The organism is Pararhodobacter zhoushanensis, assembly GCF_025949695.1.
Classification (GTDB): Bacteria; Pseudomonadota; Alphaproteobacteria; order Rhodobacterales; family Rhodobacteraceae; genus Pararhodobacter; species Pararhodobacter zhoushanensis_A.
This window is the reverse complement of record NZ_JAPDFL010000001.1, coordinates 205,658-230,798: the sequence shown is the minus strand read 5'-3', so window position 1 is coordinate 230,798 and position 25,141 is coordinate 205,658. Positions and strand designations below refer to the sequence as shown.

Genomic DNA, 25,141 nt, shown 5'->3' with positions numbered 1-25,141 from the left:
AGGGCGGCCTTTTCCGGGCGATCCGTGGGCCTTACAGCCCCATCCGCCGCGTCTGATCCAGATCGATGACCTTCGCGCCTTGCTCGGGTTCGGGTTCCGGCGCTGGTGTGGTTTCGGCGTCGGGTTCTTCGGCGTCCTCGATGGGGTCTTGTGCGACGGGCTCGTCGATCTCGTCCTCGTCGTCGATCACCGGCGCTTCCGGCGCGGGCGAGGGCAGGGCGCCCACGATCAGCGGCAGCATCTCGGTCCCCGTCGCGCTGGGGCCAGCGCTGTTGGGCGTCTGGGTCCAGCTCAACGTGTCGAAGGCCCCGCAGTTGGCACACAGCGCGTGCCAGCCGGCGTGTTCATGGTGGCAGTTCTCGCAGACCCATTGCTGGCCGCGCGGCGCGATCAGCGCCCGTGCCAGCCAGCCGCGCACCACCTGATCCGGCGAGCCTTCGCCGCGCTCGATCGCCGCCATGATGGTCATCACGCGCTGCGTCGGGTGGCTGTCGTGCAGATCGCCCATGGCGCGGCGCGCGCCGGGGAAATCCTCGGCCGCGATGAGCAGCTCGGCGCGGGTCATCTGCGCCTCGGGGCCGGGGGTGAGCGTCAGCAAGGGCTCGAACCGCTTGAGCCGGGTGGTCGCCGCCTCTTGCGGGGCAATCGCCGCGAAGGCCTGCGCCAATTCGGGGTGCGGCTGGGTTTTCCACGTGCGTTTGAGCACCTTCGCCGCCGCTTTCGGCTTGCCGCGCGCCACCATCGCACCCGCCGCCATCACCGCCGCAGGCACCAGTTCGGGCGACGCCTTGTTCGCCTCGATCGCCAGATCCTGCGCCAGCGCGGTGTTGCCCTTCTCGGCCTCGACCTCGGCCTGTTGCAGGGTCAGCACGGCATCGCGGCGCTGATAGACCGGCTTGGGCAGGCGGCCCGAGCGTGACGTCTCCAACAGTGTCCGCCGCGCGCCCTGCCAGTCCGAGGCATCGTTCTGCAGTTTCAACAGGTTATCTTGCGTCGCGGCATGGCCGGGCCGCAGGCTGAGCGCGGTTGCGGCCAGTTTGCGCGCCTTGGTGGAATTGCCTGCTTCGATTTGCTGCGACAACAGGCCTTGCACGCCGACAAAGCGCGAACGGTCCTGTTCCAGCAGCCGCTTGTAATACTCCTCGGCCAGCTGGGTGTTTCCTTTGGCCTGCGCCGATTGCGCGATCAACAAGGTGGTCAGCGTCTGGTCATCCATCAGCTTCTCGGCCTTGCGCGCCTTGGTCAGCGCCTTGTCGCCTTCGCCCGAGGCCAGCGCCAGAAAGCCATCCGTCAGCGCCTCAAGCCCGCGCCGACGGCGGCCACGCTCGAAATAGCGGCTGATCGCGGTGTCATCGCCGTTGATGAACCGCAGCGTCGCCACCAGCAGTCCGGCCAGCTTCATCAGCAGCCACAGCCCGGCCAGCAGCAGGATCGCGGCAATCGCCATCTGCACCGGGCCCAGCGTGAATTCGGTATCGGCCACGGCGATGCGCACGCCCGCGTCTGTCTGCATCAGGGTCTCGGCGCCCATCGTCAGGCCCGCGACCACGGCAAGGAACAGGATGACCTTCAAGACTGTCCAGAACATCGCTTACTCCTCACCATCCATGCGCGTCTGGACTTGTGCCAGCGCGGCCAGCGCCGCAAGCCGCGTTTCGGCCTGCGCGCGCCAGTTTGCCATCGCCTCGGCGGGGGTGCCGGTCAGGCTGTCCACCTCGTCCAGCGTCGCTTGCAGATTGCCCTGTTGCAGCTGCGCCTCGGCGCGCGACAGCACGGCATCGGGATCGTCGCCCTCGCGCGGCGCGAGCGAGCGCGCGCCGGTCTGCGCCCGGACGAACGACGCCACCCGGTCGCCCAGGCTTGCATCAGGCGCAGGCGGCACCGACGCGAGCGCTTCGCGCGCTGCCGGGGCGAAGCTGCTTTGCAACTGCGCCAGCGTCACCAGCCCCTCGCCCAAGGGGGCGAGGGCGGCGGGCGCATCGGTCAAGGTCGCCAGCGCCCCCGGCTGCGGATCGCCCGACTCGGACGCCGCGACCAGTTCGGCCAAGGCGGCGCGTTCGGCGATGCGCTGCTGCGCCGCCGCCACATCCTCTTCGCGGGTCTCCAGCACCTGCTCTTGCGTATCCAGCGCGCTGCGGGCATCCGCCATCGCCGCCGTCACCGCCGTGTCGATCCGCCCGGCGACACCCTCTTCCAGTTCGGCCAGACGGGTCGCCAAAGAGCCGACAGCGGTGTTCAGTGTATCCTCGGTCACGCCGCCCGGCGCGGCTTCCAGCGTGCTCAGCCGCTCCTCGACCGGCGACAGGTCCGGCGTCGCGCTTTCCAGCGCCGCCACGCGATCCGCCAGACCGGCAGTGTCGGCAGGCGTTGCCGCCTCAAGCGCCGCGATGCGGGTTTCCAGGGGCCCCAGCGCCGCTTGCAAGGCCGCCGGGCTGACACTGCTTTGTGCTTCCAGCGCCGCGATCCGGTCGGTCAGTGCTGACGTGTCCGCCGTCGCCCCGCGCCATCCCTCTGGCAGCACGAACAACACCGCCGCCGCACCAATCGCTGCGGCCAGAACGCCGCCCAGCAGAATCGTGCCCGTGCCGCGCGGCGGGGCGGGCGGAGCCGGGGCGACGGGTTCGCTGACCGGGGTTTCGACCGGCTCGATCACTGGTTCGGAAAACGGGGATTGCTCAACCGCGGGCTCATCCGTCGCCATCCCCGACGGGTCAATGACCGGCTCAGGGTCGGGTTCTGGCTCTGGCCCGGGTTCTGGCGCGGACAGGGTCTCTTGCGCGGGCGCGTCCAGAACGGGCGCTTCGACCGGCGTGTCTGACGGGCTGTCCGGCGTTTCGGCGGAAATGTCGGCGGTCGTTTCTTCGACGACCTCGGCCTCGTCGATGGCGGTCGCCTTGTCGCTCGCCTTGTCTGACTTAGCGCGGCTGCGAGTTGTGCGTGCCATCGGAAACTCCCCGTCACTGTGCGCCGCAAATACCGGCGCTTGATTGATACTTAGCCCGCCGCCGACAAGGTCTCAACCCGCCGGGGCGTCCTGCGACAACGCTTCCCTGACCGCGCGCAACATTGCGCCGCCGTCTGGCGCATCCGCGATCACTGCATGGGCACGCAGCGTATCAGGCAAGGCCGCAGCACAGTTCGCACTGATCGCGATCAGCGTCAGATCTGAAACTGCGTCTATGCCAGACTGGTTGGCGAATCGTTTCGCCGCGCGCGGTGAGAACAACGCAACGACAACGCGCCGCCCGGCCAACTGTTCCGCCAGACCCGGCGGAAACTCGCACCCCTGCGCCTCGTAGACCGCGACGCCGTGCAGATCGAGCTGCGGCAGCGCCGCCACCAGATCGCGCGCCAGATGCACGCCGTGAGCATGGACCAACGGCCCCTCGGGCGCGTCACGGGTCAAGGTTTCGATCAGCGCCCCGGCCTCGCCGCCGCCATCGCGCGGCTCGAACCCCGCCGCCCTGGCGGCCTGTGCCGTCGCCGGACCCACGCACCACGCGGGCATCGGCGGCAGTTTAGGCAGAAACGGCACCGCATTGGCCGAGGTCAGCACCAGCCCCCGCGCGCGGTCGAAAACGCGCGCGTCGTACGGCACACCGGCCACCTCGGACAAGGGCGCGATCACCACCTCATGAGGGGGGCACGACTCAGCCGCCTCGGCCGCGAAGCGGTTGGACTGAGGCATCGGGCGGGTCAGGAGCAAAATCGGGGGCATGGGCATTCCGTAGCGCCCATTGTCTGCGGCGCGCCCCGATGCTACCCCCGGTGCCACGCGCTCTGCAACCAGCCAGACCCTTACGGCATCCATGACCCGCACGCTCACCGTCCTTGGCATCGAATCCAGCTGCGACGATACCGGCGCGGCCTTGGTGCGCCATGTGCCGGGCCAGCCGGGCGACGTGCTGGCCAATGTGGTGGCAGGCCAGACCGATCTGCACGCGGCCTTCGGCGGCGTCGTCCCCGAAATCGCCGCCCGCGCCCATGCCGAGAAACTGGATCTGGTGGTGGAAGAGGCGCTTGCGCGTTCAGGCCTGACCCTGCGCGACCTTGACGCCATCGCCGTCACCGCCGGGCCGGGGCTGATCGGCGGTGTGCTGTCGGGCGTGATGCTGGCCAAGGGGCTGTGCGCCGCGACCGGCCTGCCGCTGGTCGGCGTGAACCACCTTGCCGGCCATGCGCTGACCCCGCGCCTGACCGACGGGCTGACGTTCCCCTATCTCATGCTGCTGGTCTCGGGCGGGCATTGCCAGTTCCTGCGGGTGGATGGCCCCGAGGCTTTCACGCGTCTGGGCGGCACCATCGACGACGCGCCCGGCGAGGCGTTCGACAAGACCGCCAAGCTGCTGGGCCTGCCGCAACCGGGTGGCCCCAGCGTCGAGGCTGAGGCCAAACAAGGCGACCCCAAACGCTTCGCCTTCCCGCGCCCTCTGCTGGACCGGCCCGGCTGTGATCTCAGCTTTTCCGGCCTGAAAACCGCGCTGATGCGTGCCCGCGATGCGCTGGTGGCGGACAAGGGCGGGCTGACCCGTCAGGACCGCGCCGATCTGTGCGCCGGGTTTCAGGCCGCCGTCGCCGACACGCTGGCCGAAAAAGCCCGCCGCGCGCTGGCGCTTTGCCCCGACATCACCGCTTTCGCCGTGGCGGGCGGCGTCGCCGCCAACGCCACCCTGCGCAGCCGCCTGACGCAAGTCGCGGGCAACATCCCCTTCATCGCGCCGCCGCTGGCCCTGTGCACCGACAATGCCGCGATGATCGCCTGGGCCGGGATCGAGCGGTTCCGCGCCGGCCACACCGATGACATGACCCTGAGCGCCCGTCCCCGCTGGCCGCTCGACACCGCCGCCCCTGCGCTGATCGGCTCGGGCAAGCGCGGCGCCAAAGCCTGACCCAAAGAGGAAATCCCATGCCCCTGTTCGCCCTGATCTGCACCGACAAACCCGACCACGAACCCCTGCGCAAAGCCACCCGTGATGCGCATCTGGCCTATCTCAACGGGACCGGCACCACCGTCTTTGCCGGGCCGTTTCTGGACAATGGCACGATGACCGGCAGCCTTGTGGTCATCGACGTCGCCGACAAAGCCACAGCCGAATCCTGGGCTGCAAACGACCCCTACGCGCTGGCCGGGCTCTTCGCATCGGTGCGGATCGAGGAATGGAAAAAGGTGATCGGCTGATGGCCTACTGGTTGATGAAATCCGAGCCCAACAAGTTCAGCTGGGACCAGCTGATCGCCAAGGGCGAGGCCGGTGAAGAATGGGACGGCGTGCGCAACTATCTGGCACGCAACAACATGCGCGAGATGGCGCTCGGCGATCAGGTGTTCTTCTACCACTCGAACATCGGGCTTGAGGTTGTGGGTATCGCCGAGGTCTGCGCGCTCTCGCATCCCGACAGCACCACCGATGACCCGCGCTGGGATTGCGTCGATATCCGCGCGGTCAAACCCCTGCCGCAGCCCGTCTCCCTGAAAGAGATCAAGGCCACGCCCGACCTGTCCGACATGTCGCTGGTGACCTCGATGCGTCTGTCCGTGCAGCCGGTCAAACCCGAGGAATGGGCGCTCGTCTGCCGCATGGGCGGGCTGGAGCAGGGCTGAAACCCCTTTCCCGCCGCCAGAGCCCGCGCTAGCCTGACCAAAACCATGGGAGGGACAGCATGGATTATCTCGCAGTGATCGTTACCGCGGCGATTGGCTTTGGCGTCGGCGCGCTTTGGTACGGGGTGCTGTCAAAGCCCTGGGTCGTGGCCTCGGGCGTGCCGACCGACGCCAACGGCGCACCCCGCGGCGGGGCCAATCCGGTGACATTTGCCGGGGCCTATCTCTGCATCCTGCTCGTCGCCGGGATGATGCGCCATGTCTTCGCCATGGGCGGGATCAACACGGTCGGTCTGGGGCTGATGGGCGGGCTGGGGATCGGTCTGTTCTTTATCGCGCCGTGGATCACCCTGAACGTCCTCTTTGCCCAACGCCCCAAGGTTCTGGCGCTGATAGACGGCGGCTACGCCACCATCGCCTGCGCGGTGATGGGCGGCGTGCTCACGCTGTTCTGAGTCGTTGCGCCTGACGGCGGGGCGTTCAGGCCCCCCGCCGCCAGACCAGCAATCCCGCCATCAGCACCACGCCCAACGCCGCCAGCCCAGCCACGGGCGCATTCAGCGGCGCGGCGTTCTGCACCACCACCGCCACCAGCGCCCAGATCACCGTCAGCCCGTATTCCGGCGCGCGGGGCAACCGCGCCTGCACGTTCAGCGCCAGTGCCAGAGCCACCACCAGCGCGACCAGCGCCGCAGGCGTCGCGCCCGTCCAGCCCCACCCGGCCAGCAACAGCCCGATCGACACCGAACTCGCCGCCGTCAGCCAGCCCGCATAGATCGCCACCGGCGCCTGCTGCAACCAGCGGTCCGCCCGCGTCGTGCGCCACAGGGCCACCAGCGCCGCGACCAGCATCGCCCAGATCAGCACGGTTGCGCCAATCGGCGTGCGCTCGGCCATCGCCAGCCAGAACGTGCCCAGCCCAAGGCTGACAAACAGCGCCGGGCGCATCGGCTGCCACGCGGGGTCTTGGGCGCGTTTCCACAACCCGAACCCGGCCCCGATGATCAGCCACGCATAGATCAACCCCCAGATCGAGAACGCATACCCCGCAGGCTGCACCGGCGGGTCGTCCTGCGGCACGGGGAACAGCGCCGGATCGAACCCGGCGAAACTGGTGACAAAGAACGGCGACACCGCAAAGGTCACCGCGACGAGCAGAACGAGAAAGGGCATGACGTGTTTCATGCCGCTTTATCTGGCGCGCTGAACGGGCAAATCCAGCCCTGCTCAGCGGATCCCCAGCGCCGCCATCGTCTCGTCCAGCGAGACCGACCCCGGCTCGATCCCTTCGCGCAGCATCCGCACCGACAGCGCGATCATCGCGTCATTCAGCGGCGTCGGCACCCCGTGCCGCCGTCCCAGCATCGCAATCTCGCCGTTCAGATAGTCGGTTTCGACACTGCCGCCGCGCTGCAGGCTTTGCAGGGTCGAGTTGCTCATGCCGGGCGCATCCGGTATCGGGCCGGTTTTCATATGCACGGCTCGGCGCGGGTCGGTCTGGCTGACATCCTCGACGCGAATGCCCGAAGCGGCCAGAACCGCTTCCGCCTCGGCCCGAAGGGCGGCGCGCAGCGGCTTGTCCGCGGCCTTTGGCCCAAAGGCCGCGCCTGAGATATTGCCAAGATTCATCAGAAGCTTGCCATATTTCGACGCCATCACATCGTCTTTGACATACGCCGCGAACGTCGCCCCGTTCAGGGCCTCGGCCAGCGCGGCATCGGCGTCATCCGACCCGCCGGGGAAACGGCCAATATCGAACATGCCGAACTTGGGGGCGGAATAGGTGATCGCCTCTCCGGGGTTCAGATAGGTCGCGGGCATCATCACCGTGACGCCGTGCACATTGGGGAACAGCCGCAGCGCCATCGCCTCGTTCGCCACGCCGTTCTGAACGCAGAAGATCGGCTGATCGGTCACACCCGCCATCCGCAGCGCGTCCAGCGCGGGCCGGGTATCTTGTGTCTTCATGCACAGCAGGATCGCATCATCGGCGCGAAAGGTAATCTCGCCGGGCGACGCGACGCAGGTGACAGGCACCACCTCGTCCACCTCGGGGCTGCGCAGCCGGATGCCTTTGGCCTGCACGGCTGCCAGCATGCGCCCGCGCGCGATGCCGATAACCTCGGTGCCCGAGCGTTGCAGAGCGGCAGCCAGCACGCCCCCGACAGCGCCAACCCCGTAAATGATGACCCGCATGGCGTTCTCCTTGTCCGGTTTGCCGCGACCCTAAGGGTGATCGTCCGACGGCGCCAGTGGGTGAAACGGCATCGTAGGGCGGGGTTTAACCCCGCCCTGGTCCCGCCGTCACGCGGTATACAACAGTCAGATTCCGGTGTGCTGCTGGCTAAAAGGCGATTGCCGCACGATGATCGAAGGCCCGGGCACCTGCGCGCTGTGCCGCTATCGGCCCGCCGGGACCAGCAACAGCTTGCCGGTCGTCTTGCGGCTCTCGATATCCGCCAGCGCCTGCGCGGCCTCTTTCAGCGGATAGGCTGTGGTCGCCTGCACTTTCAGCTGACCCCGTGCGATCCAGTCGAACAGTTGCGCCGCGTGCTGGCGCAGCAAGGCCGGGGTCGGGATGTGATCCGAAAACACCGCATAGCCAAGCTTGATGCTGCGCGGCAGGCTCATGATCTCGATGGCTTCGGGCGCCCCAAGCACCGGGCCGTACCAGCAAAAGGTGCCGGATGCGCGCAACGCATCGAGCGAGCCTTGAAACGTCACCGGCCCGCTGCCGTCATAGACCACAGCAACCCCGATGCCGCCAGTCAGCGCGCGCACTTGTTGCGCGAACTGGCCTGCGGTGTCGATGATCACATGATCCGCCCCGGCCGCGCGCGCAACGACGGCCTTTTCCGCGGACGACACCCGCCCGATCACCGTGCCGCCCCGCAGTTTGATGATCTGCGTCAGCAGCAGGCCCAGCCCGCCCGCGGCGGCATGGACCAGCGCCACATCACCGGGTTGCACCGGATAGAAATCGGTGGCGAAGTGACTGGCGGTCAGCCCCTGCATCATCACCGAGGCCGCCGTTTCATCGTCAATGCCCGAAGGGACCGGCACCACCGACGCGGCGGGGATGACCACCTGCTCGGCATAGCTGCCCGGCGCATAGACCCAGGCCACGCGGTCGCCGGGCGCGAATTCCGTCACACCCGCGCCGACCGCGCGCACCGTGCCCGCCCCTTCGACGCCCATCACCTTGGGGTCGGGCGTTTCGGTCCACGCCTTGCCCTGCCGGACGCCCAGATCCATGAAATTGACCCCGGCTGCGGCCACGGTGACCAGCACCTCGCCCGGGCCGGGCTGCGGATCGGGCCACGCGACATACGCCATCACGTCACGATCACCGGGACGGTTCATTACCACTGCTTTCATCTGTCTGACTCCATTCTTGACAGAATGGTCCAAAATGGACCAAAAAAATTATCGGCGGATCAGGGCGCGCATCGCCAGCCGTCTGATCGCATCCAGACTTGCGGATGCGGCGCCACCGCGCGCGGACAGCCGCAGGCTGGCAATCGTTGCGACCACAAAGCGCGCTGCTTCCTCGGTTGTTACCCCGTCGGCCAGCGTGCCATCGGTTGCGGCATCCACAAGGCACGCCATCAGGGCTTGTTGCAACACCCGGTCGGCGGCGGCGTTGATCGCGTTCACCGCGGCGTCGCGGCAGCCGAATTCGCTGATCGAGCCGACGCCAAGGCACGGCTCATCCGCCCGAGCGATAACGCCATCCAGCAGGGCCGCAATGGCCTCAAGCCCGCGTCCGCCCGCCTTGAGCGCGTCCAGATGCTTGTGCGCTTCATCACGCGCATAGCGCTCCAGCGCGGCGGCGTAGAGCGTATGCTTGTCGCCGAACGTGTCGTAAAAGCTCTGCCTGCCGATGCCCATCGCGGCAAGCAACATGCCGGTTGAACTGCCCTCGAACCCGTGGTCGCGGAACACCCCGATTGCGGCCTCAAGCGCGCTGTCGCGTTCAAATTCTTTCGGTCTTGCCATGAGGGGGATATAGCGATTCTGGATCGAATAGTCCAGAACTAGATTCAGCGCGCGGCGCTGGCCTCACCGAAACGCAAAACGGGAGCCGATAGGCCCCCGTTCACAACTTTCGCAAAGGTTAACGCCTCTGCCCAAGCTGTTGTTTTCTATAGGATCGGGCCAATGTCCCATCGTGGGACACCCGCCCATCCCCGATCAATAGCGGTAATGCTCGGGCTTGAAGGGCCCCTCGACCGTGACGCCGATATACTCGGCCTGTTCGGATTTCAGCGTGGTCAGCTTGACCCCGATCCGCGCCAGATGCAGGCGGGCGACTTTCTCGTCCAGCGCCTTGGGCAGCAGGTAGACGCCGGGCTGATACTCCTCGCCCTTGGTCCACAGCTCGATCTGCGCCAGCACCTGGTTGGTAAAGCTGGCCGACATCACGAACGACGGATGCCCGGTCGCGTTGCCCAGGTTCAGCAGGCGACCTTGCGAGAGCAGGATCATGCGATTGCCCGAGGGCATCTCGATCATGTCCACCTGATCCTTGATGTTGGTCCATTTATGGTTGCGCAGCTGGGCGACCTGGATCTCGTTGTCGAAATGGCCGATGTTGCCGACGATCGCCATGTCCTTCATCTCGCGCATATGCTCGATGCGGATCACGTCCTTGTTGCCGGTCGTGGTGATGAAGATGTCAGCGCTGGCCGCGACGTCTTCCAGCGTGACCACCTCATAGCCGTCCATCGCTGCCTGCAGCGCGCAGATCGGGTCGATCTCGGTCACTTTCACGCGGGCCCCGGCCCCGCTGAGTGAGGCCGCCGAACCCTTGCCCACATCGCCATACCCGCAGACCACGGCGACCTTGCCGGCCATCATCGTGTCGGTGGCGCGGCGGATGCCGTCGACCAGCGATTCCTTGCAGCCGTATTTGTTGTCGAATTTGGACTTGGTAACGCTGTCGTTCACGTTGATCGCCGGGAAGGGCAGCTGGCCCTTCTTGTGCAGATCATACAGACGATGCACGCCGGTGGTGGTTTCCTCGGACACGCCCTTGATCTGGTCGCGCACTTTGGTGAACCAGCCGGGGCTGGCCGCCATCCGCTTGGCGATCTGCGCCTTGATCACCGCTTCTTCCTCGGATTGCGGGACGGGGATGATGGTCTCACCAGCCTCAGCCCGCGCGCCGAGCAGCACGTAGAGCGTGGCGTCGCCGCCATCGTCGAGGATCATGTTGGGACCGTCGGCGAACTGGAAGGAACGGTCGAGATAATCCCAATGCTCTTCCAGCGTCTGGCCCTTGATCGCGAAGACCGGCGTGCCGCCCGCGGCAATCGCGGCGGCGGCGTGGTCCTGCGTCGAGTAGATGTTGCAGCTTGCCCAGCGGACATCGGCGCCCAGCTCGACCAGCGTTTCGATCAGCACGGCGGTCTGGATCGTCATGTGCAGCGAGCCGACGATACGCGCGCCTTTCAGCGGCTTGGTGGTGCCGAATTCTTCGCGGCAGGCCATCAGGCCGGGCATTTCGGTCTCGGCGATGTCCAGTTCCTTGCGACCGTAATCCGCAAGCGCAATGTCTTTGACGATGTAATCGGCGGCCATCCGAGGCTCCTGTCTGACGCGGTATTTTTGCCCAGATAGCACTGCGACCCCTTTACAGCAATGGCAGCGCCCAAACGCGGTTACGCAAGGGTTTCGACGCCGCTGCGCGACCTCTGCGCCCTTGCGTCCGGTTTCGGTGGTGACCGCCGTATCTCAGCTTACGTCCGCGTGATCGCCGTCAGCAGCGGATCGCGACGCTCGGTACGCAGGCGGCTGCTGCGCTCGATCGCGTCGCGGTCCCGCCAGTCGGCGGGGTGGATCAGCGGCTGATAGGGCTGTGAGGGCGCGTCAGAGCGGGTTGCGACGCGGATGATGGAATTCATGATGCCGAACATGGGGCTCTCCTGCCAGTGTTTCGATCCAGTGTTTCGATGCTCCCGTTATGCCCTGAAACCGTGACAGGACGAAGTTCGGATGGTTTTCAGCCTGTAAGCTGTGCTAACATCGAGCATGGATTGGAAAGACATCCCCTCACTGGCTTCGCTGCGCGCCTTCGACGCGCTGGCGCGGCATGGCAGCCTGTCGGCGGCGGCGCGGGAGCTGAACGTGACCCATGCGGCGGTCTCGCAGCACCTGCGCGCGCTGGAGAGCGATTTCGCCGAGCCGCTCGCGCGGCGTGAAGGGCAGGGGATGGTGCTGACCGAGGCCGGGCACGAACTGGCCGCCGCCCTGGGAGAAGGCTTTGCCCGCATCGCCGAGGGCGTCACCCGGCTGCGCGACCGGCGCGTGGTGCGGCCCGTGGTGGTGGCGCTGACCCCGTCCTTTGCCGAGGCCTGGCTAATGCCGCGCATCGGTGCGTTCTGGGCCGCGCATCCTGAAATCGAGGTGCGGCTGGTGCCCGGCATCACCCTGACCGACCTGCGCCGCGACGGTGTGGATCTGGCGATCCGCTTTGGCGCGGGGCAATGGCCCGGTGTGCAGGCCGAGCCGCTTGCGCTGAGCCGTTTCGCGGTCGTGGCTGCGCCCGGTTATACCAAGGTGCGCTCCCTGGCCGATCTGGACAAGCTGACCGCGCATGACTGGTTCTTCTCGACCGCCTCGTCAGAACAGCGGGTCTGGGGCGCGGCGATCGGTGCCGATTTCGACAAGGTGGGCGCGCGCGAGATGGCCAATAACGGGCTGGTGTTGAGCGCCGTACGCGCCGGTCTGGGTCTGTCCATTCAGGCGATGGCGTTGGTCCAGCCGGATCTGGCAGCGGGCCAGCTGGTGTCGCTGTATGAGGGTGATGCCGAGGGGCTGGGTTATTACATCGTCACCCGCGCCGAGCCGCTGTCACCCGGCGCGCGCGTGTTCCTGTCGTGGCTAAGGCGCGCCGCCCGGACCGACGCTTAAGCCGGGTCGCGGTTCAGGCGCGGCAGGAAGGCGGCGAGGATGCCGAGCGCGGGCAGGAAGCCGCAGATCTTGTAGACGAACTCAATCCCCTTGGCGTCTGCGACCAGCCCCAGCGCGGCGGCAGCAATCCCGCCGATGCCGAAGGACAGGCCAAAGAACACGCCCGCGATCAGGCCCACGCGGCCCGGCACCAGCTCTTGCGCGAAGACAACGATGGCCGGAAACGCCGAGGACAGGATCAATCCGATGAAGATGGTCATGATCCCGGTGCCGACCAGCCCGACATAGGGCAGCGCCAGCGTGAAGGGCAGAACGCCCAGAATCGACACCCAGATCACCGTGCGCGTGCCGATCTTGTCACCGATCACCCCGCCAAAGATCACCCCGCAGGCCGAGGCCGCAAGGAAGATGAACAGCATCATCTGCGAGCCCTGGGTGGTCAGGTCGAAACGCTCGATGAGGAAGAAGGTGTAGTACGAGCTGATCGACGCGATATAGGCGTTCTTGGTGAACACAAGGAAGGCCAGCAAGGCGATGGTGATCACCACCCGGCCGCGCGGCAGCCCGTGGTCGACGATCGCGCGGGTGCGTTTGGCGGCGCGGTTCTGGCGGGCCTGCCAGCGGCCGACCTGACTGAGGATCGCAATCCCGACCAGCGCCAGCGCAGCGAACCACGCCACCGACCCGCGCCCTGAGGGCACGACGATGAAGGCGGCCAGCAATGGCCCTGCCGCATGGCCCATGTTGCCGCCGACCTGAAACATCGACTGCGCGGTGCCGAACCGGCGACCGGCGGCGGTGCGGGCGACGCGACTGGCCTCGGGGTGGAACACCGCCGAGCCGATGCCGATCATCGCCGCACCCGCCAGCAGGTAGGGGTACGAGGGCGCATTGGCCAGCAACAGCAGGCCCAGCATGGTGCTGCCCATGCCCACAGCCAGCGATTGCGGGAAGGGGTAACGGTCGGTCAGCGTGCCCACGATTGGCTGCAGGACCGAGGCCGTGCCCATGAAGGCCAGCGACATCAGGCCGATTTGCGTAAAGCTCAACGCAAATTCGTCATGGAGAAGCGGATAACTGGCCGACAGGACGGACTGCATTACATCATTGATGAAATGACACAGCGCGATGGACAGGATCACCATGTACTGGGTTTGTACGACCGCTTCGGCAGCCGAAGGCGCCGCAGCGCCGGAAGAAACAGTGGTATCCGCCATGATCCGATCCTACACAGGTGTAGCATGGACGTGAACGCGAGGGCGCGTGCTGTCAAGGGTTTCGCTGAACTGCGGCGCATTTGTGCCAGCGCGCGCGGCTTGGCGCCGGTTCACGGCATTCACTGTTGAGCGACGGGGGGCTTTGTGCGACATCTTCCAAAACGGCGGTACAGCGAGGAATGCGCGTGACAAACGCGACGGCAGGACGGCGGGCGAACCCGCGCGCCGCCAGGCATCGGGCTCGACTCGGACAGTTTGGCATGCGCGGCAGACTGATGGCTGCGGCGTTGATGGCTGTGTTGGGACTTGGCGCGACGACGCAGACCGCAACAGCCCTTGAATCCATTGACTTTAACGCTGAGGGTGCCAGCGACTCGCTGATGGAAACCCTGCGCGCAAGCTCGCTTTTGCTGACCGCGCAAGAGGCCGAGCGCACGGCGCCGCTGGACCTGATGGCCGCCGCGCGCGCGGAATACGGGCGGCTGATCGGGCTGCTGTATGAGCAGGCGTATTTCGCCCCCACCATCCATGTGCGCGTCGACGGGCGCGAGGCGGCGGATATCGCGCCGCTGTCGAACCCCACGACCATTGACCGGATCGTCGTGGATATCGTCCTTGGCCCGCAATTCACCTTTGGCGAAGTGTCGGTCGAGCCGCTGATCGCGGGCACTGTCCTGCCCGAAGATTTCGCCACCGGCCAGCCCGCCCGCAGCACCACGGTGCGCGCCGCGCTGAACACCGCGCTGGATGCGTGGCGTGCGCAGGGCTATGCGCTGGCAGCGGCGGCGGATCAGCGTGTTGTGGCGAACCACAATGCCAACCAGCTGAACGTGCGTCTGACGCTGACCCCCGGCCCGCAGTTGCGCATCGGCACGGTGGTGCCGCAGGGGCAAGAACGCACGCGGCCCCAGCGGATCGTCGATATCGCCGGGCTCGAGCGGGGCGAGATCCACAACCCCGAAGACATCACCGATGCCGAAACGCGGCTGCGGCAGACGGGGGCGTTTGCCTCGGTCGTGCTGAACACCGCTGAAACCGCGAACCCGGACGGCACCGTCGATGTGACCGCGCTGGTGCAAGAGGCACCGCCCCGGCGCATCGGGTTCGGTGCCGAGATCGACTCGGAATCCGGCGGGCGGCTCAGTGGTTTCTGGCTGCACCGCAATCTTCTGGGCGGGGCCGAGAGGCTGCGGCTGGAAGCGGCGGTTGACGGCATTGCGGCGCGGGTCGGCGGGCTGGGCTATACGCTGGATGCGCGCTATACGCGGCCAGCCACGCTGAACCGCGACACCGATCTGGAGCTGGGCCTGAACGCCGTCCGCCTGAACGAGCGCGACTACGAGGCGGACGCGTTTCAAGCGGATGCTACGCTGGTCCGCCGCTACAGCGATGCGCTGCGCGCGTCCGCCGGGCTTATCCTGCGGTTTGAAAGCGCGGATTTTGCCGGCACCAGCCGGGATTTCGGCACCTTTGGCATTCCGGTCACGGTCACGCATGACACCCGCGATGTGGCCCTGAACGCAACGGATGGCCATTACGTCTGGGCCGAGGCGATGCCCTATCTCGGCTTTGCCGAGGCGCAAAGCGGGCTGCGCCTGCGCTTTGATGCGCGGACCTATCATGACCTGGGCAGCGAGGGCCGTTTTGTGCTGGCCGGACGCGCGCAACTGGGCGCGGTGATCGGGCCGGATATCGACGCCACGCCGCGCGGCTATCTGTTCTATTCGGGCGGCGGCGGCACCGTGCGCGGCTTGCCGTATCAATCGCTGGGCGTGACCAGCGGCGGCACCGACTCTGGCGGGCGCGGTTTTGCCGGGCTGTCGGCGGAACTGCGGGTGCGGATCAACGATACCTTCTCGGTCGTCGCGTTTGCGGATGCAGGCGCGGTATCGTCCGGTGTGTTTTCCGGCGAGACCGACTGGCAGGCGGGCGGCGGTGCGGGCATTCGCTATGCCACGCCGATCGGCCCGCTGCGGCTGGATCTGGCCGTGCCGATACGGCGCAATGCCGGTGTTACGGGGAATAATGTGCAGCTTTATCTTGGTATCGGGCAGGCGTTTTGATGGGCCAAACCGCAAAGCGTGATGTTGCGGTGACACGGTTCGGGCGCATCAAACACCAAATGCGCGGCTGGGTTGCCGTGCTGATGGCGATGGTGACGTTGGCCGCGACCCCGGCGATGGCCGACACGCAAGAGGATGTCGGCGTTCTGGCCGGGATGCTACAGAACGTGTTGTCCGACGCGGGCCGCAATGTGCGCATCCGGGGCTTTCAGGGCGCGCTGTCATCGCGGGCCACGATCACAGAGATCAGCATCTCGGACGACGAGGGCATCTGGATCACCCTGACCGATGTGGTGCTGGACTGGAACCGCTCGGCCCTGCTGAGCGGGCGGGTCGAGATCAACGAACTCAGTGCCGCGCGGATTGACCTGTTTCGCGTGCCCGGCTCGACCACGCCGGATCCGGCGCTGCCCAGCTCGACCGCGCGCGAGGATTTCTCGCTGCCCGAATTGCCGGTCTCGGTGAATATCGGCACGGTCAGCGCCGGGCTGGTTCATCTGGCCGCGCCGGTCATCGGGCAAGAGGCCGAGTTTACCCTGACCGGTGCGGCCCAATTGGCCGGACGGCAGGGCAACGCCAGTTTCGAGGCGCATCGCACCGACGGACAAGAGGGGGCGTTCCGCTTTAAGGGCAGCTTCGACAACGAAACGCGTGTCCTGACGCTGGATCTGTCGCTGACCGAGGGGGGCGATGGCATCGTCGCCACCCTGCTTGGCATTCCCGACCGTCCGGCGCTGGGCCTGTCGCTGCAAGGCGAAGGGCCGCTCAACACGTTCGAGGCCAACCTTGCGCTGGCGACGGACGGGCAAGAGCGGGTGACGGGGCGCGTGACCGTCGTGGATGCCTCGCCCGATACCAGCGTGATGGATGGCGGCGGCTTCGAGGTGGACATCACCGGCGATCTGCGCCCGTTGCTGGCCGCCGATCTGCACCCGTTCTTTGGCGCACGCTCGGCGCTGCGGGCGACCGGCACGCGCTCGGAAGAAGGGGAACTGGATCTGTCCGAGCTGTCGGTGACCACCGGGGCGATGCAGCTCAACGGCAGCGCCGCGATCAGCCCCGAAGGGCTGCCGCGCCGCGTGCAGCTGACGGCGGGCATCGAGCGCGCCGATGGTCAGCCGGTGCTGTTGCCCGGCAGTTCGGGGTCGGCACATCTTCAGCGCGCCACGCTGGATATTCACTATGACGAAGGCATCTCGCGCGACTGGACCGTGCGGGCCGAGATCGACACGCTGGATCTGCCGACGATGATGCTGGGCGGTGCCACACTGGACGGGCGCGGGCGGCTGAACGCCACCAGCGGCACGCCGCTGCCGGGCAGCGATCCGGTGCCAATGTTCGAGGGTGTGTTTGACTTCGACGCGCGCGGGATCGAAGCTGACGACCCGGCGATGCAACAGGCTGTAGGGAGCGAGGTGTTCGGACTGGTCAGTCTGAACTGGCTCGGCGCAGGGCAGCCGGTCGAGCTGACCGGCCTGTCCTTTGAAGGCAGCACCGTGTCGCTGACTGCCTATGGGGAATTGGACGGGCTGAACTTCACCGGTTACTCAGAGCTGGCAATCCCGGATCTGGCCGCCTTCTCGGCCCTTGCAAATCGCCCCTTGGGCGGCAGCGCACTGGCCACGGTGCAGGGCAGCGCCAACCCGTTGACCGGCGCGCTGGATCTCACGGCGGATCTGACCACCACCGATCTGTCGGTCGATATCGCCGAGGCCGACGCGCTGCTGGCCGGACAATCGGGCATCTCGGTGTCACTGCGCCGCGATACCGAAGGCACCGAATTGCGCGGCTTCTCGGTTGTCGCGGGCACGGCCGAGGTGACGGCACAGGGCCGACTGGACCCGACCGGGACCGATCTGACCGCCTCGCTGATCGTGCGCAATCTGGCGCGGCTGGGTGAAGGATATGGCGGACAACTGGCGCTGGAGTCGCGGTTGAGCACGACGAGCGGCACCGTTCGGGTGCGGCTGGACGGCGCGGTCGAGAACCTCGCGCTGGCGGATCTGCCGGCGGCGGGCGTGCTGGGGGGGATGTTCACCGGCACCAACCAATTGCACGCCGATGCGGTGATGCAGGGCGGCGTCACGCAGATCGTGGATCTCACGCTGATCGGCCCGCGTCTGGACCTGAGCGCCGATGGCCGCTGGTCGGCGGATGCGCCCGATCTGGCCGTGACGCTGAACCGGCTGGACATGGCGGCGCTGAATGCGGCGGGGCGCGGCCAGATATCGGCGCGGGCGCAGCTGGCAGGTGAGGATGGTACAACCCGCTATCTGCTCTCGGTGCTGGGGTCGGGGCCGCTGGCGACCGGCATCGCGCAAGTGGATCTCGCTGATCGGTGACGGTCTGACAGTGCAGGCGCGCGCCACGACGACGGCGGACGGGGGGCTGCGCATCGACGAAGCCGAACTCGCCTCGGACGGTTTGCAGGCGACGATCAGCGGGTTGCAGCAGGCCGATGGCGCCGCGCGGTTTGCGGTCAATGCGGTGATCGACAATATCGGACGGGTGGTGCCCGGCATCGGCGGCCGTGTGACGCTGGACAGCAATGTGACGCGCACGGCGGGCGATACCGGCTATGGCGTCACGGCGCAGCTGGCAGGCCCCTCGGCGCTGAATGTCAGGGCCAATGGCCGCGTGAACGACGATTTCACGGTGCAGCTGGCGATGAACGGCGGGCTGGACAGCGTGCTGTTGAACCCGTCACTGGAACCGGCCTCGGTCTCGGGGCTTGTCCGCTTCGATGGCACCGTCAACGGCCCCATCGGGCTGAATGCCCTGCGGGTCACCGCACGCCTGTCGGACGGGCGCTATTCGCTGCCCGCCGTGGGCGTGGCGTTCCGCAACATCGACGCGACCGCACAGGTCAACGGGCTGTCGGCGCAGATTGACCTGAGCGGGACGTCCCTGTCGGGCGGTGACGCGTCGATTTCGGGGCGTATCCGTCTGGACGGCGCGCGCGAGGCGGATCTGGCCGTGCGCGTCAACGAGCTGATCGTGCAGCAACCGCAACTGTTCGAGGCAAGCATTTCTGGCGCTGTCCGGCTGATCGGGCCGCTGGCCCGCGGCCCGCTGGTCACCGGTGAGGTTAACGTCAATCAGGCCGAGATCAGCATTCCCAACTCGCCGCTGGGCCGCGCGGGCATGGGGCTGCAAGGCTTGGTGCATGTCGGAGAGGACGCTGCCAGCCGCGAGACGCGGATCAACGCGGGCATTGCCACGGGCACCCGGTTGGGCCCGGCACCCGTGCCGATGCGGCTGGATCTGCGGCTGAACGCGCCGGGCCGGGTGTTTGTGCGCGGGCGTGGGCTGGACGCAGAACTGGGCGGCACGCTGGAGCTGGGCGGCACCACCAGACGGGTGGTTCCGGCGGGAACCTTCAACCTGCTCAGGGGCCGTCTGGATCTGCTGGGCAACCGCTTTACCCTGACCGACGGGTCGGCCAGCATGGTGGGCAGCTTCATGCCCTTCATCCGCCTGACCGCCACGACGGAAAGCGACGGGGTGCTGACCTCGGTCACGCTGTCGGGGCAGGCCGATAGCCCCGAGATCACCTTCTCGTCTGTGCCCGAACTGCCGCAGGATGAGGTTCTGGCGCGGCTGATCTTCCGCCGGGCGCTGACCTCGCTGTCACCGTTTCAGGCGGCGCAGCTGGCGATGTCGGTCGCGACGCTGACGGGCCGCTCGGACAATTCCATCATCAGCCGCACGCGGCAGGCGTTGGGGCTGGACGATCTGGACTTTACCGTCAACGACGCAGGCAACACCCAGCTGCGCGCCGGGCGGCATATCGGTGAGCGGCTTTATACGGATGTGAGCGTCGACAGCACCGGTGAGGGCGAAGTGACGATCAACCTTGATCTCACCTCGAACATCACCCTGCGGGGCCGAGCCGACTCGTCGGGCGGCTCGGGCCTTGGGATCTTTTTCGAGCGCGACTATTAACCCTTGGCCATCGCGCGCTTGAACGCGGGACGCTGGGTCATGCGCTCGAAATAGCTGACAAGATAAGGCTCGTTGATCTCGAACTTGGCGGCGCGCGCCCAGACCAGACAATGGGCCAGCAGGATGTCGGTCACGGTGAACGCGTCGCCGGTCGCAAAGGGCGTATCGCCCAAGCGCTGTGCCAGACTGGTCTGGTTGCGGTTGAACTCCCACCGCAGGGATTCCTTGACCCCGGCGACCCGCTGTTCGGCGGGCAGCATGAAGCTGTGGCGCGCGGCGGTCCAGAGCACGCTGTCGAACTCATCAAGCACGCAGTGCGACAGCATATCCTGACGCGCGCGGGCGATGGTGCCCGCGGGGGCGGTGAACTGGCCGTGGGCATCCGCCAGATACTGAATGATCGCCGTCGAATCGGTGATCGGCTCGCCATCGACCAGCAGAACGGGGACTTTGCCGCGCGGGTAATGCTGGGTGACCGAGGCCTCGTGCGGTTTGGCGCTGAGGTGCTCATAGGGCACGCCCAGTTCCTCAAGCATCCACAGGGCGCGACCGGCGCGCGTGCCAGCGGCACCGATCAGGGTGTAGGTCGGGGTGGTCATTGGCGATCCTCCATTCGCTTTGGCGCGCATGAAGACATGGGCCGGGCAGGGCGGCAAGCCCGTCGCAGCGTCATCAACGCCGCCCGGCCATCCGCGCCAGCCGGATCAGTGCGCGTTCGGCCAGCGCCCGCGTCGGCGCGCGGGTGGACGAGCGCAGCATCAGATCGGTGGCGGTCAGATCGCGCAGCGCCTCTTCCACGCGCGACAGCGACCAGTTCTGCGCCTGACGCAGCAGCTTGTCACGGCGCGGCCCGAATACCGGCGGGCGCAGCGACTGGATCGCCTGCGAAGGCCCGCCCGGTGCGCTGACCAGCGCGTGCAGCATGCGGAAATGGCGCGCGGCCCCGATGCAGACGGCGACCGGCTGCACCCCCTGCGCCGCCAGCCGCGACAGAATCGGCGCCAGATCGGCTATGCGCCCCTCGGCCAGCGCGTCGAGGATGTCGTCGATCTCGGCCTCGTTGCTCTGCGGGGCGAGCATGGCGATTTCCGCCGTGGTCAGGGGCTCGTTGTCGCTGAGCTTATACAGTGCGATGCGGGTCAGGGTCTGGCGAAAATCGCCCGGCTCCAGCAACTGCCCCAGCGCGACCAGATCGCGCAGCGCGTCCTGCGGCACGCTCTCCAGACCCTCGGCGCGCAGCATGCCTTCGATCTCGGCCCGGCCCGGCGGGTCATCATAGATCGCCAGCACCCGCGCGCGCTTGTCGCCCTCGAAGAGCTTGCGCAGCTTTGAGCCGGGGGTGAGCTGGCCGGCGGTGATCACCAGCATCGCGTCGCCTTCGGCCCAGTCATCCAGCACGGCCTTCAGGCCGGTGACGGCGTGGTCGTTGGCCTCGTCAATCACGACAGCGCGTGCGCCCGGAAAGAAGCTTTGCGCCTTGGCGGCGTCGACGGCGGCAGAGGGGTCTTTGCGCAGATCGCTGCCGGGCATGCGGGTCAGCCGCATCTCGGCGTCGCCCTTGGGTCCGACAATCGTGGCAACCAGTTTGGCGCGCTTTTCGCTGACGCGCATCGCGTCGGCGCCGTAGATCAGCAGGGCCGGCACGCGCGGGTCGGGACGGGCCAGAAAACCCTCCGCATCGCGGGGCGAAAGTTTCATGCCGGCGGCAGGCCCGGCTCGGTATAGAGCCGCGTGGCAAGCGAATCGGCCAGCATCCGCATCAGACGCAGATCGGCGTCTTCGGCGGCGGTGGTGGTCGCCAGTTGGGTGCCGGTGGTCGAATACACAGCGGTCGCCAAGACCTGATCCTGCGCCAGAATGGTGCCGCTGGTGATGTCCGTCAGGGTGAAATCGACGGTGCCGAACAGCTGGACGCGGGTTGTGCCGAAATCGTCCACCGAGCCGCGGCCAACCGCGCGCACGGCGATGGTATAGGCCAGCGCGAAACGAGGGGCGGTGGGGCGGCCAAGGGTTTCTTCCAGCGCGTGCAGGAACTGATAGTCCCTGCGGCTGACCGGATCGTCGGCCCGTACCGCATTGCGCAGCACGCGGCCCGCGCCACCGTCGCCGTAGACCGGGCGAAAGCCGCAGGCCCCGGTCAGCGCAAGCGCCCCGAGACCTGCCAGTACTTTGCGTCGGTCAGAGTACGACATTCACGATCCGCCCCGGGACAACGATGATTTTCTTCGGCGTGGCACCTGCCAGAGCCTTGATCACAGCTTGGTCGGCCAGCGCGGTTTTTTCAACCTCTTCCTTGCTGGCGTCCTTGGGTACGGTGATCTCGGCCTTGCGCTTGCCGTTGAACTGCACGGGCAGCGTGATCACATCATCGACCAGCAGCGCCGGGTCCGCCTGCGGCCATTGCGCCTGCGTCACCAGCCCGGCACCGCCCAGACGGTGCCACAGCTCTTCGGCCAGATGCGGGGTCATCGGGGCCATCAGCTGCGCCAGAACCCGGCCCGCCTGCTTTTGCGCCTTGGCCGAGGCCTTGGTGCGCGACAGGATGCTGGTCAGTTCATAAAGCTTGGCGATGGCCTTGTTGAAGGCGAAGCCCTCGATGGTCTTGGTCACGTCGTCGATGGCGCGGTGCAACGCGCGCATCAGCTCGTCATCGCCTTCACCGGGCTCATCGGCGGGCAGCGCGGCGATCTTGTCACCCAGCGTCCAGACGCGGTTCAGGTGCTTATAGGTCGCCTCGGCCCCAGAGGCCGTCCATTCCACATCGCGTTCGGGCGGCGAGTCGCTCATCACGAACCACCGCGCGGTATCGGCACCGAACTGGTCGATGATCGCGACGGGGTCCACGACGTTGCGCTTGGACTTGGACATCTTGGCCGAGGGGATGATCTCGACCTCTTTGCCGTCCTTCAGGAAGCCCGCGCCCTCGCGCAGCTCGACCTCTTCGGGATAGTGATAGACCGCGCGACCCTGCGCATCGCGGGTCTGATAGATCGCATGCGTCACCATGCCCTGCGTGAACAGCGCGTTGAACGGCTCGATGGATTTGGCCGACAGGTGGCCGGTCTTGTGCATCGCCCGGGCAAAGAAGCGCGAGTACAGCAGGTGGAGAATCGCGTGCTCGATCCCGCCGATATACTGGTCGACATTCATCCAGTAGTCGGCTTCTTCCCGATCGGTCGGCGTGCTGGCATGCGGCGCGGTGAAACGGGCGAAGTACCACGACGAGATCAACAAACGTGTCCATCGTGTCGGTTTCGCGCTTGGCGAAATCGCCGCAAGCCGGGCAGCGGCAATCGCGCCACGTCGGGTGGCGGTCCAGCGGGTTACCCGGTTTGTCGAAGGTGACATCGTCAGGCAGGCGGACCGGCAGGTTTTCCTTGACCTCGGGGACCAGACCGCAGGTGTCGCATTGCACGAAGGGAATCGGGCAGCCCCAGTAGCGCTGGCGGCTGAAACCCCAGTCGCGCAGGCGGTACATGGTGGTGTCCTTGCCGATGCCGCGCGATTCGCACAGCTTGATCGCCGCATCGACGGCCTGATCGGCGGTTTGCTCGGGCTCACCGGCGATTGGGCGCAGATAGCGCACCGACTCGCTGTCCTCGGGGACATAGGCCTCGGTCAGCGGCGCCTCTTCGGCACCCTGCGCCACGAATACCGGGACGATGGGCAGCGCGTATTTGGTGGCAAAGTCGAAATCGCGCTGGTCATGCGCCGGGCAGCCAAAGACCGCGCCGGTGCCGTAGTCCATCTTGATGAAGTTGGCGATCCAGACCGGCATGTGCCAGTCGGGGTCCAGCGGGTGCTGCACGGTCAGGCCGGTGTCGAAGCCCAGCTTCTCGCCGGTTGCCATGGCTTCCTCGGTCGCCGCACCCTTGCGGGCCTCGGCGCAGAAGGCGGCGACGGCGGGGTTTTGCGCTTCCAGTGCCTTGGCCAGCGGGTGATCCGGTGCGATGCCGACAAAGCTGGCCCCCAGCAGGGTGTCGGGGCGGGTGGTGAAGACCTCGATCTGGGAGAAGCCATCCGCCGGGGCGGTCAGGTCAAAGGCGAATTGCAGGCCGCGGCTGTAACCGATCCAGTTGCGTTGCTGCAGCTTCACCTTGTTGGGCCAGTTCTCCAGCCCGTCCAGCGCCGAAAGCAGCTCGGCCGAATAGTCGGAAATCTTGAAGAACCACTGCTCTTTCTCGCGCCGCTCGACTTCCGCGCCCGAGCGCCAGCCCTTGCCGTCAATGACCTGCTCGTTGGCCAGAACGGTCATGTCGACCGGGTCCCAGTTCACGATGCCGGTTTTGCGGTAGATCAGCCCGGCCTTGTACATGTCCAGAAACAGCGCCTGCTGCTGGCCGTAATATTCAGGATCACAGGTGGCGAATTCGCGACTCCAGTCGATCGACAGGCCCAGGGGCTTCATTTGCCCCTTCATCACCTTGATGTTGTTATAGGTCCAGGTGCCCGGATGCCCGCCCTCGGCCATCGCGGCGTTTTCAGCCGGCATGCCGAAGGCGTCCCAGCCCATCGGATGCAGCACGCTGAACCCCTGCGCGCGCTTGTAGCGCGCCACCACGTCACCCATCGTGTAGTTGCGCACATGCCCGATGTGGATGCGGCCCGACGGATAGGGGAACATTTCCAGCACGTAATACTTCGGACGCGCCGGATCGACCGTGGCGGCAAAGCAGCCGTCCGAATCCCAGGCCTGTTGCCAGCGGGGTTCGATTTCTTTGGGCGAGTAACGGGCGTCGGACTGGGCGGACATCAGGGTTCCCTGCAGGTGAAAGGCCGGGGCTAATGAAAGGGCCGGGGCAAATGAAAAAGCCGGGCCACGGGGCCCGGCGGTGTCATACTCTGCCCGGGCCGGGGATTCCAGCCCGGCGAGATCGGCTCAGAGGCCGAGTTCGCGAATGCGGATCTGACGGGCGCGGGTCAGGATGGCGTTTTCCACAGCGCGCACGGTTTCCGCGCTGGCCGGGCCGTTGCGCGTCACCAGCGCCACGTTGAGCGAGCGGGCATCCAGCGCGGCGTCGGTCACGGCGATGGTGGCACGGTAGGGGCGGCCACCGCCCGGCGGCGTGCCGAACCCGGTCGAGATCACGCCCGAGAACGGGTCGATCTGCTCAACCGGCAGGAAGTCGAGCACTTCCAGCGAGGCGGTCCAGATATAGCGGTTCACGGTGAGAACGGTCGAGGGATCCTCGCGGCTGGCGAACAGATCCCAGATCGACGCGGTCGAGCCGGTTTCGGCCATCCGCTCTTCCAGCGCATACTCGCGGGCTGTCCGTTGGTCGCCCGCGTCGCCGCGCCCGCCCAGTCCACACCCGGCCAGCGCGACCGAAAGGCCCAGTGCCGTCATCGTCAGTGCCGCCGATCTTGCCGCCATCCGTCAGTCCACCCCTTTTGAGGTTC

Annotated in this window: 22 protein-coding genes and 1 pseudogene; 8 read left to right on the top strand and 15 right to left on the bottom strand. The window is 66.9% G+C overall.

What is annotated here, in order from left to right; all coding sequences use genetic code 11:
• Positions 1 to 31: 31 nt before the first annotated feature.
• The 3 genes from OKW52_RS01140 to OKW52_RS01130 form a co-directional block, all read right to left on the bottom strand.
• Positions 32 to 1,588 (bottom strand): heme biosynthesis HemY N-terminal domain-containing protein, encoded by a 1,557-nt coding sequence (locus OKW52_RS01140; RefSeq protein ID WP_264504077.1) that lies wholly within the window; start codon positions 1,586 to 1,588, stop codon positions 32 to 34.
• A 3-nt stretch (positions 1,589 to 1,591) separates the two neighbouring features.
• A complete protein-coding gene (locus OKW52_RS01135) occupies positions 1,592 to 2,944 on the bottom strand; it encodes a COG4223 family protein (protein ID WP_264504076.1) in 1,353 nt (450 codons plus the stop codon).
• A gap of 72 nt (positions 2,945 to 3,016) precedes the next feature.
• On the bottom strand, positions 3,017 to 3,718 hold the full coding sequence (locus OKW52_RS01130) for a uroporphyrinogen-III synthase (RefSeq protein ID WP_264504075.1): 702 nt from the start codon (positions 3,716 to 3,718) through the stop codon (positions 3,017 to 3,019).
• A gap of 91 nt (positions 3,719 to 3,809) precedes the next feature.
• Between OKW52_RS01130 and tsaD the strand changes: the two genes are divergently transcribed.
• Genes tsaD through OKW52_RS01110 form a run of 4 tightly spaced genes read left to right on the top strand, consistent with a single transcriptional unit; the run spans position 3,810 to position 6,056 of the window.
• The gene (gene tsaD / locus OKW52_RS01125; protein ID WP_264504074.1) at positions 3,810 to 4,889 is read left to right on the top strand and encodes a tRNA (adenosine(37)-N6)-threonylcarbamoyltransferase complex transferase subunit TsaD; all 1,080 of its coding nucleotides are present in this window, start codon (positions 3,810 to 3,812) and stop codon (positions 4,887 to 4,889) included.
• A gap of 17 nt (positions 4,890 to 4,906) precedes the next feature.
• A complete protein-coding gene (locus OKW52_RS01120; RefSeq protein ID WP_264504073.1) occupies positions 4,907 to 5,179 on the top strand; it encodes a YciI family protein in 273 nt (90 codons plus the stop codon).
• Entirely contained in the window at positions 5,179 to 5,601 is a 423-nt protein-coding gene (locus OKW52_RS01115; RefSeq protein ID WP_264507624.1) for an EVE domain-containing protein, read from the top strand. The genes OKW52_RS01120 and OKW52_RS01115 overlap by 1 nt, the downstream gene beginning before the upstream one ends.
• 59 nt (positions 5,602 to 5,660) lie before the next feature.
• Complete coding sequence (locus tag OKW52_RS01110; protein ID WP_264504072.1) at positions 5,661 to 6,056, top strand: DUF1761 domain-containing protein; 396 nt, start codon at positions 5,661 to 5,663, stop codon at positions 6,054 to 6,056.
• 25 nt (positions 6,057 to 6,081) lie between these two features.
• Here the strand turns inward: OKW52_RS01110 and OKW52_RS01105 are convergent, their stop codons facing one another.
• The 6 genes from OKW52_RS01105 to OKW52_RS01080 all read right to left on the bottom strand — a co-directional run bounded on the left by OKW52_RS01105 (position 6,082) and on the right by OKW52_RS01080 (position 11,519).
• Positions 6,082 to 6,786, bottom strand: coding sequence for a tryptophan-rich sensory protein (locus tag OKW52_RS01105; protein WP_264504071.1), 705 nt, complete (start codon positions 6,784 to 6,786; stop codon positions 6,082 to 6,084).
• Between the two features lie 42 nt (positions 6,787 to 6,828).
• Positions 6,829 to 7,797 carry a ketopantoate reductase family protein gene (locus tag OKW52_RS01100; protein ID WP_264504070.1) on the bottom strand — a complete coding sequence of 323 codons (969 nt, stop codon included), beginning with the start codon at positions 7,795 to 7,797 and terminating at the stop codon, positions 6,829 to 6,831.
• Between the two features lie 204 nt (positions 7,798 to 8,001).
• Complete coding sequence (locus OKW52_RS01095; RefSeq protein ID WP_264504069.1) at positions 8,002 to 8,979, bottom strand: quinone oxidoreductase family protein; 978 nt, start codon at positions 8,977 to 8,979, stop codon at positions 8,002 to 8,004.
• Positions 8,980 to 9,027: 48 nt separating this feature from the next.
• Entirely contained in the window at positions 9,028 to 9,600 is a 573-nt protein-coding gene (locus OKW52_RS01090; RefSeq protein ID WP_264504068.1) for a TetR/AcrR family transcriptional regulator, read from the bottom strand.
• Between the two features lie 195 nt (positions 9,601 to 9,795).
• Complete coding sequence (gene ahcY, locus OKW52_RS01085; RefSeq protein ID WP_264504067.1) at positions 9,796 to 11,184, bottom strand: adenosylhomocysteinase; 1,389 nt, start codon at positions 11,182 to 11,184, stop codon at positions 9,796 to 9,798.
• 158 nt (positions 11,185 to 11,342) lie between these two features.
• A complete protein-coding gene (locus OKW52_RS01080; RefSeq protein ID WP_264504066.1) occupies positions 11,343 to 11,519 on the bottom strand; it encodes a hypothetical protein in 177 nt (58 codons plus the stop codon).
• A 115-nt stretch (positions 11,520 to 11,634) separates the two neighbouring features.
• Here OKW52_RS01080 and OKW52_RS01075 point away from each other — a divergent pair, with 115 nt between their 5' ends.
• Positions 11,635 to 12,516, top strand: a complete 882-nt coding sequence (locus OKW52_RS01075) for a LysR family transcriptional regulator (RefSeq protein ID WP_264504065.1) — start codon at positions 11,635 to 11,637, stop codon at positions 12,514 to 12,516.
• Here the strand turns inward: OKW52_RS01075 and OKW52_RS01070 are convergent.
• The gene (locus tag OKW52_RS01070) at positions 12,513 to 13,733 is read right to left on the bottom strand and encodes an MFS transporter (RefSeq protein ID WP_264504064.1); all 1,221 of its coding nucleotides are present in this window, start codon (positions 13,731 to 13,733) and stop codon (positions 12,513 to 12,515) included. The genes OKW52_RS01075 and OKW52_RS01070 overlap by 4 nt on opposite strands.
• A gap of 260 nt (positions 13,734 to 13,993) precedes the next feature.
• On the opposite strand from OKW52_RS01070, the gene OKW52_RS01065 reads away from it, so the two are divergent.
• Genes OKW52_RS01065 through OKW52_RS01055 form a run of 3 tightly spaced genes read left to right on the top strand, consistent with a single transcriptional unit; the run spans position 13,994 to position 19,741 of the window.
• Complete coding sequence (locus tag OKW52_RS01065) at positions 13,994 to 15,796, top strand: autotransporter assembly complex protein TamA (RefSeq protein WP_264504063.1); 1,803 nt, start codon at positions 13,994 to 13,996, stop codon at positions 15,794 to 15,796.
• Positions 15,796 to 18,138, top strand: a complete 2,343-nt coding sequence (locus OKW52_RS01060; RefSeq protein WP_264504062.1) for a translocation/assembly module TamB domain-containing protein — start codon at positions 15,796 to 15,798, stop codon at positions 18,136 to 18,138. Before OKW52_RS01065 ends, OKW52_RS01060 begins: the two co-directional genes overlap by 1 nt.
• A complete protein-coding gene (locus OKW52_RS01055) occupies positions 18,053 to 19,741 on the top strand; it encodes a translocation/assembly module TamB domain-containing protein (RefSeq protein WP_264504061.1) in 1,689 nt (562 codons plus the stop codon). The genes OKW52_RS01060 and OKW52_RS01055 overlap by 86 nt, the downstream gene beginning before the upstream one ends.
• Here OKW52_RS01055 and OKW52_RS01050 read toward each other — a convergent pair.
• The 5 genes and pseudogenes from OKW52_RS01050 to OKW52_RS01030 all read right to left on the bottom strand — a co-directional run bounded on the left by OKW52_RS01050 (position 19,738) and on the right by OKW52_RS01030 (position 25,115).
• Positions 19,738 to 20,340 carry a glutathione S-transferase family protein gene (locus OKW52_RS01050; RefSeq protein ID WP_264504060.1) on the bottom strand — a complete coding sequence of 201 codons (603 nt, stop codon included), beginning with the start codon at positions 20,338 to 20,340 and terminating at the stop codon, positions 19,738 to 19,740. The two genes, OKW52_RS01055 and OKW52_RS01050, sit on opposite strands and share 4 nt — an antisense overlap.
• A gap of 73 nt (positions 20,341 to 20,413) precedes the next feature.
• The gene (gene holA / locus OKW52_RS01045) at positions 20,414 to 21,439 is read right to left on the bottom strand and encodes a DNA polymerase III subunit delta (protein ID WP_264504059.1); all 1,026 of its coding nucleotides are present in this window, start codon (positions 21,437 to 21,439) and stop codon (positions 20,414 to 20,416) included.
• The gene (locus tag OKW52_RS01040; protein ID WP_264504058.1) at positions 21,436 to 21,933 is read right to left on the bottom strand and encodes a hypothetical protein; all 498 of its coding nucleotides are present in this window, start codon (positions 21,931 to 21,933) and stop codon (positions 21,436 to 21,438) included. The genes holA and OKW52_RS01040 overlap by 4 nt, the downstream gene beginning before the upstream one ends.
• Positions 21,920 to 24,494, bottom strand: a pseudogene (gene leuS / locus OKW52_RS01035) (leucine--tRNA ligase). Before leuS ends, OKW52_RS01040 begins: the two are co-directional and overlap by 14 nt.
• A 126-nt stretch (positions 24,495 to 24,620) precedes the next feature.
• Complete coding sequence (locus OKW52_RS01030; RefSeq protein WP_264504057.1) at positions 24,621 to 25,115, bottom strand: DUF3576 domain-containing protein; 495 nt, start codon at positions 25,113 to 25,115, stop codon at positions 24,621 to 24,623.
• Positions 25,116 to 25,141 lie beyond the last annotated feature (26 nt).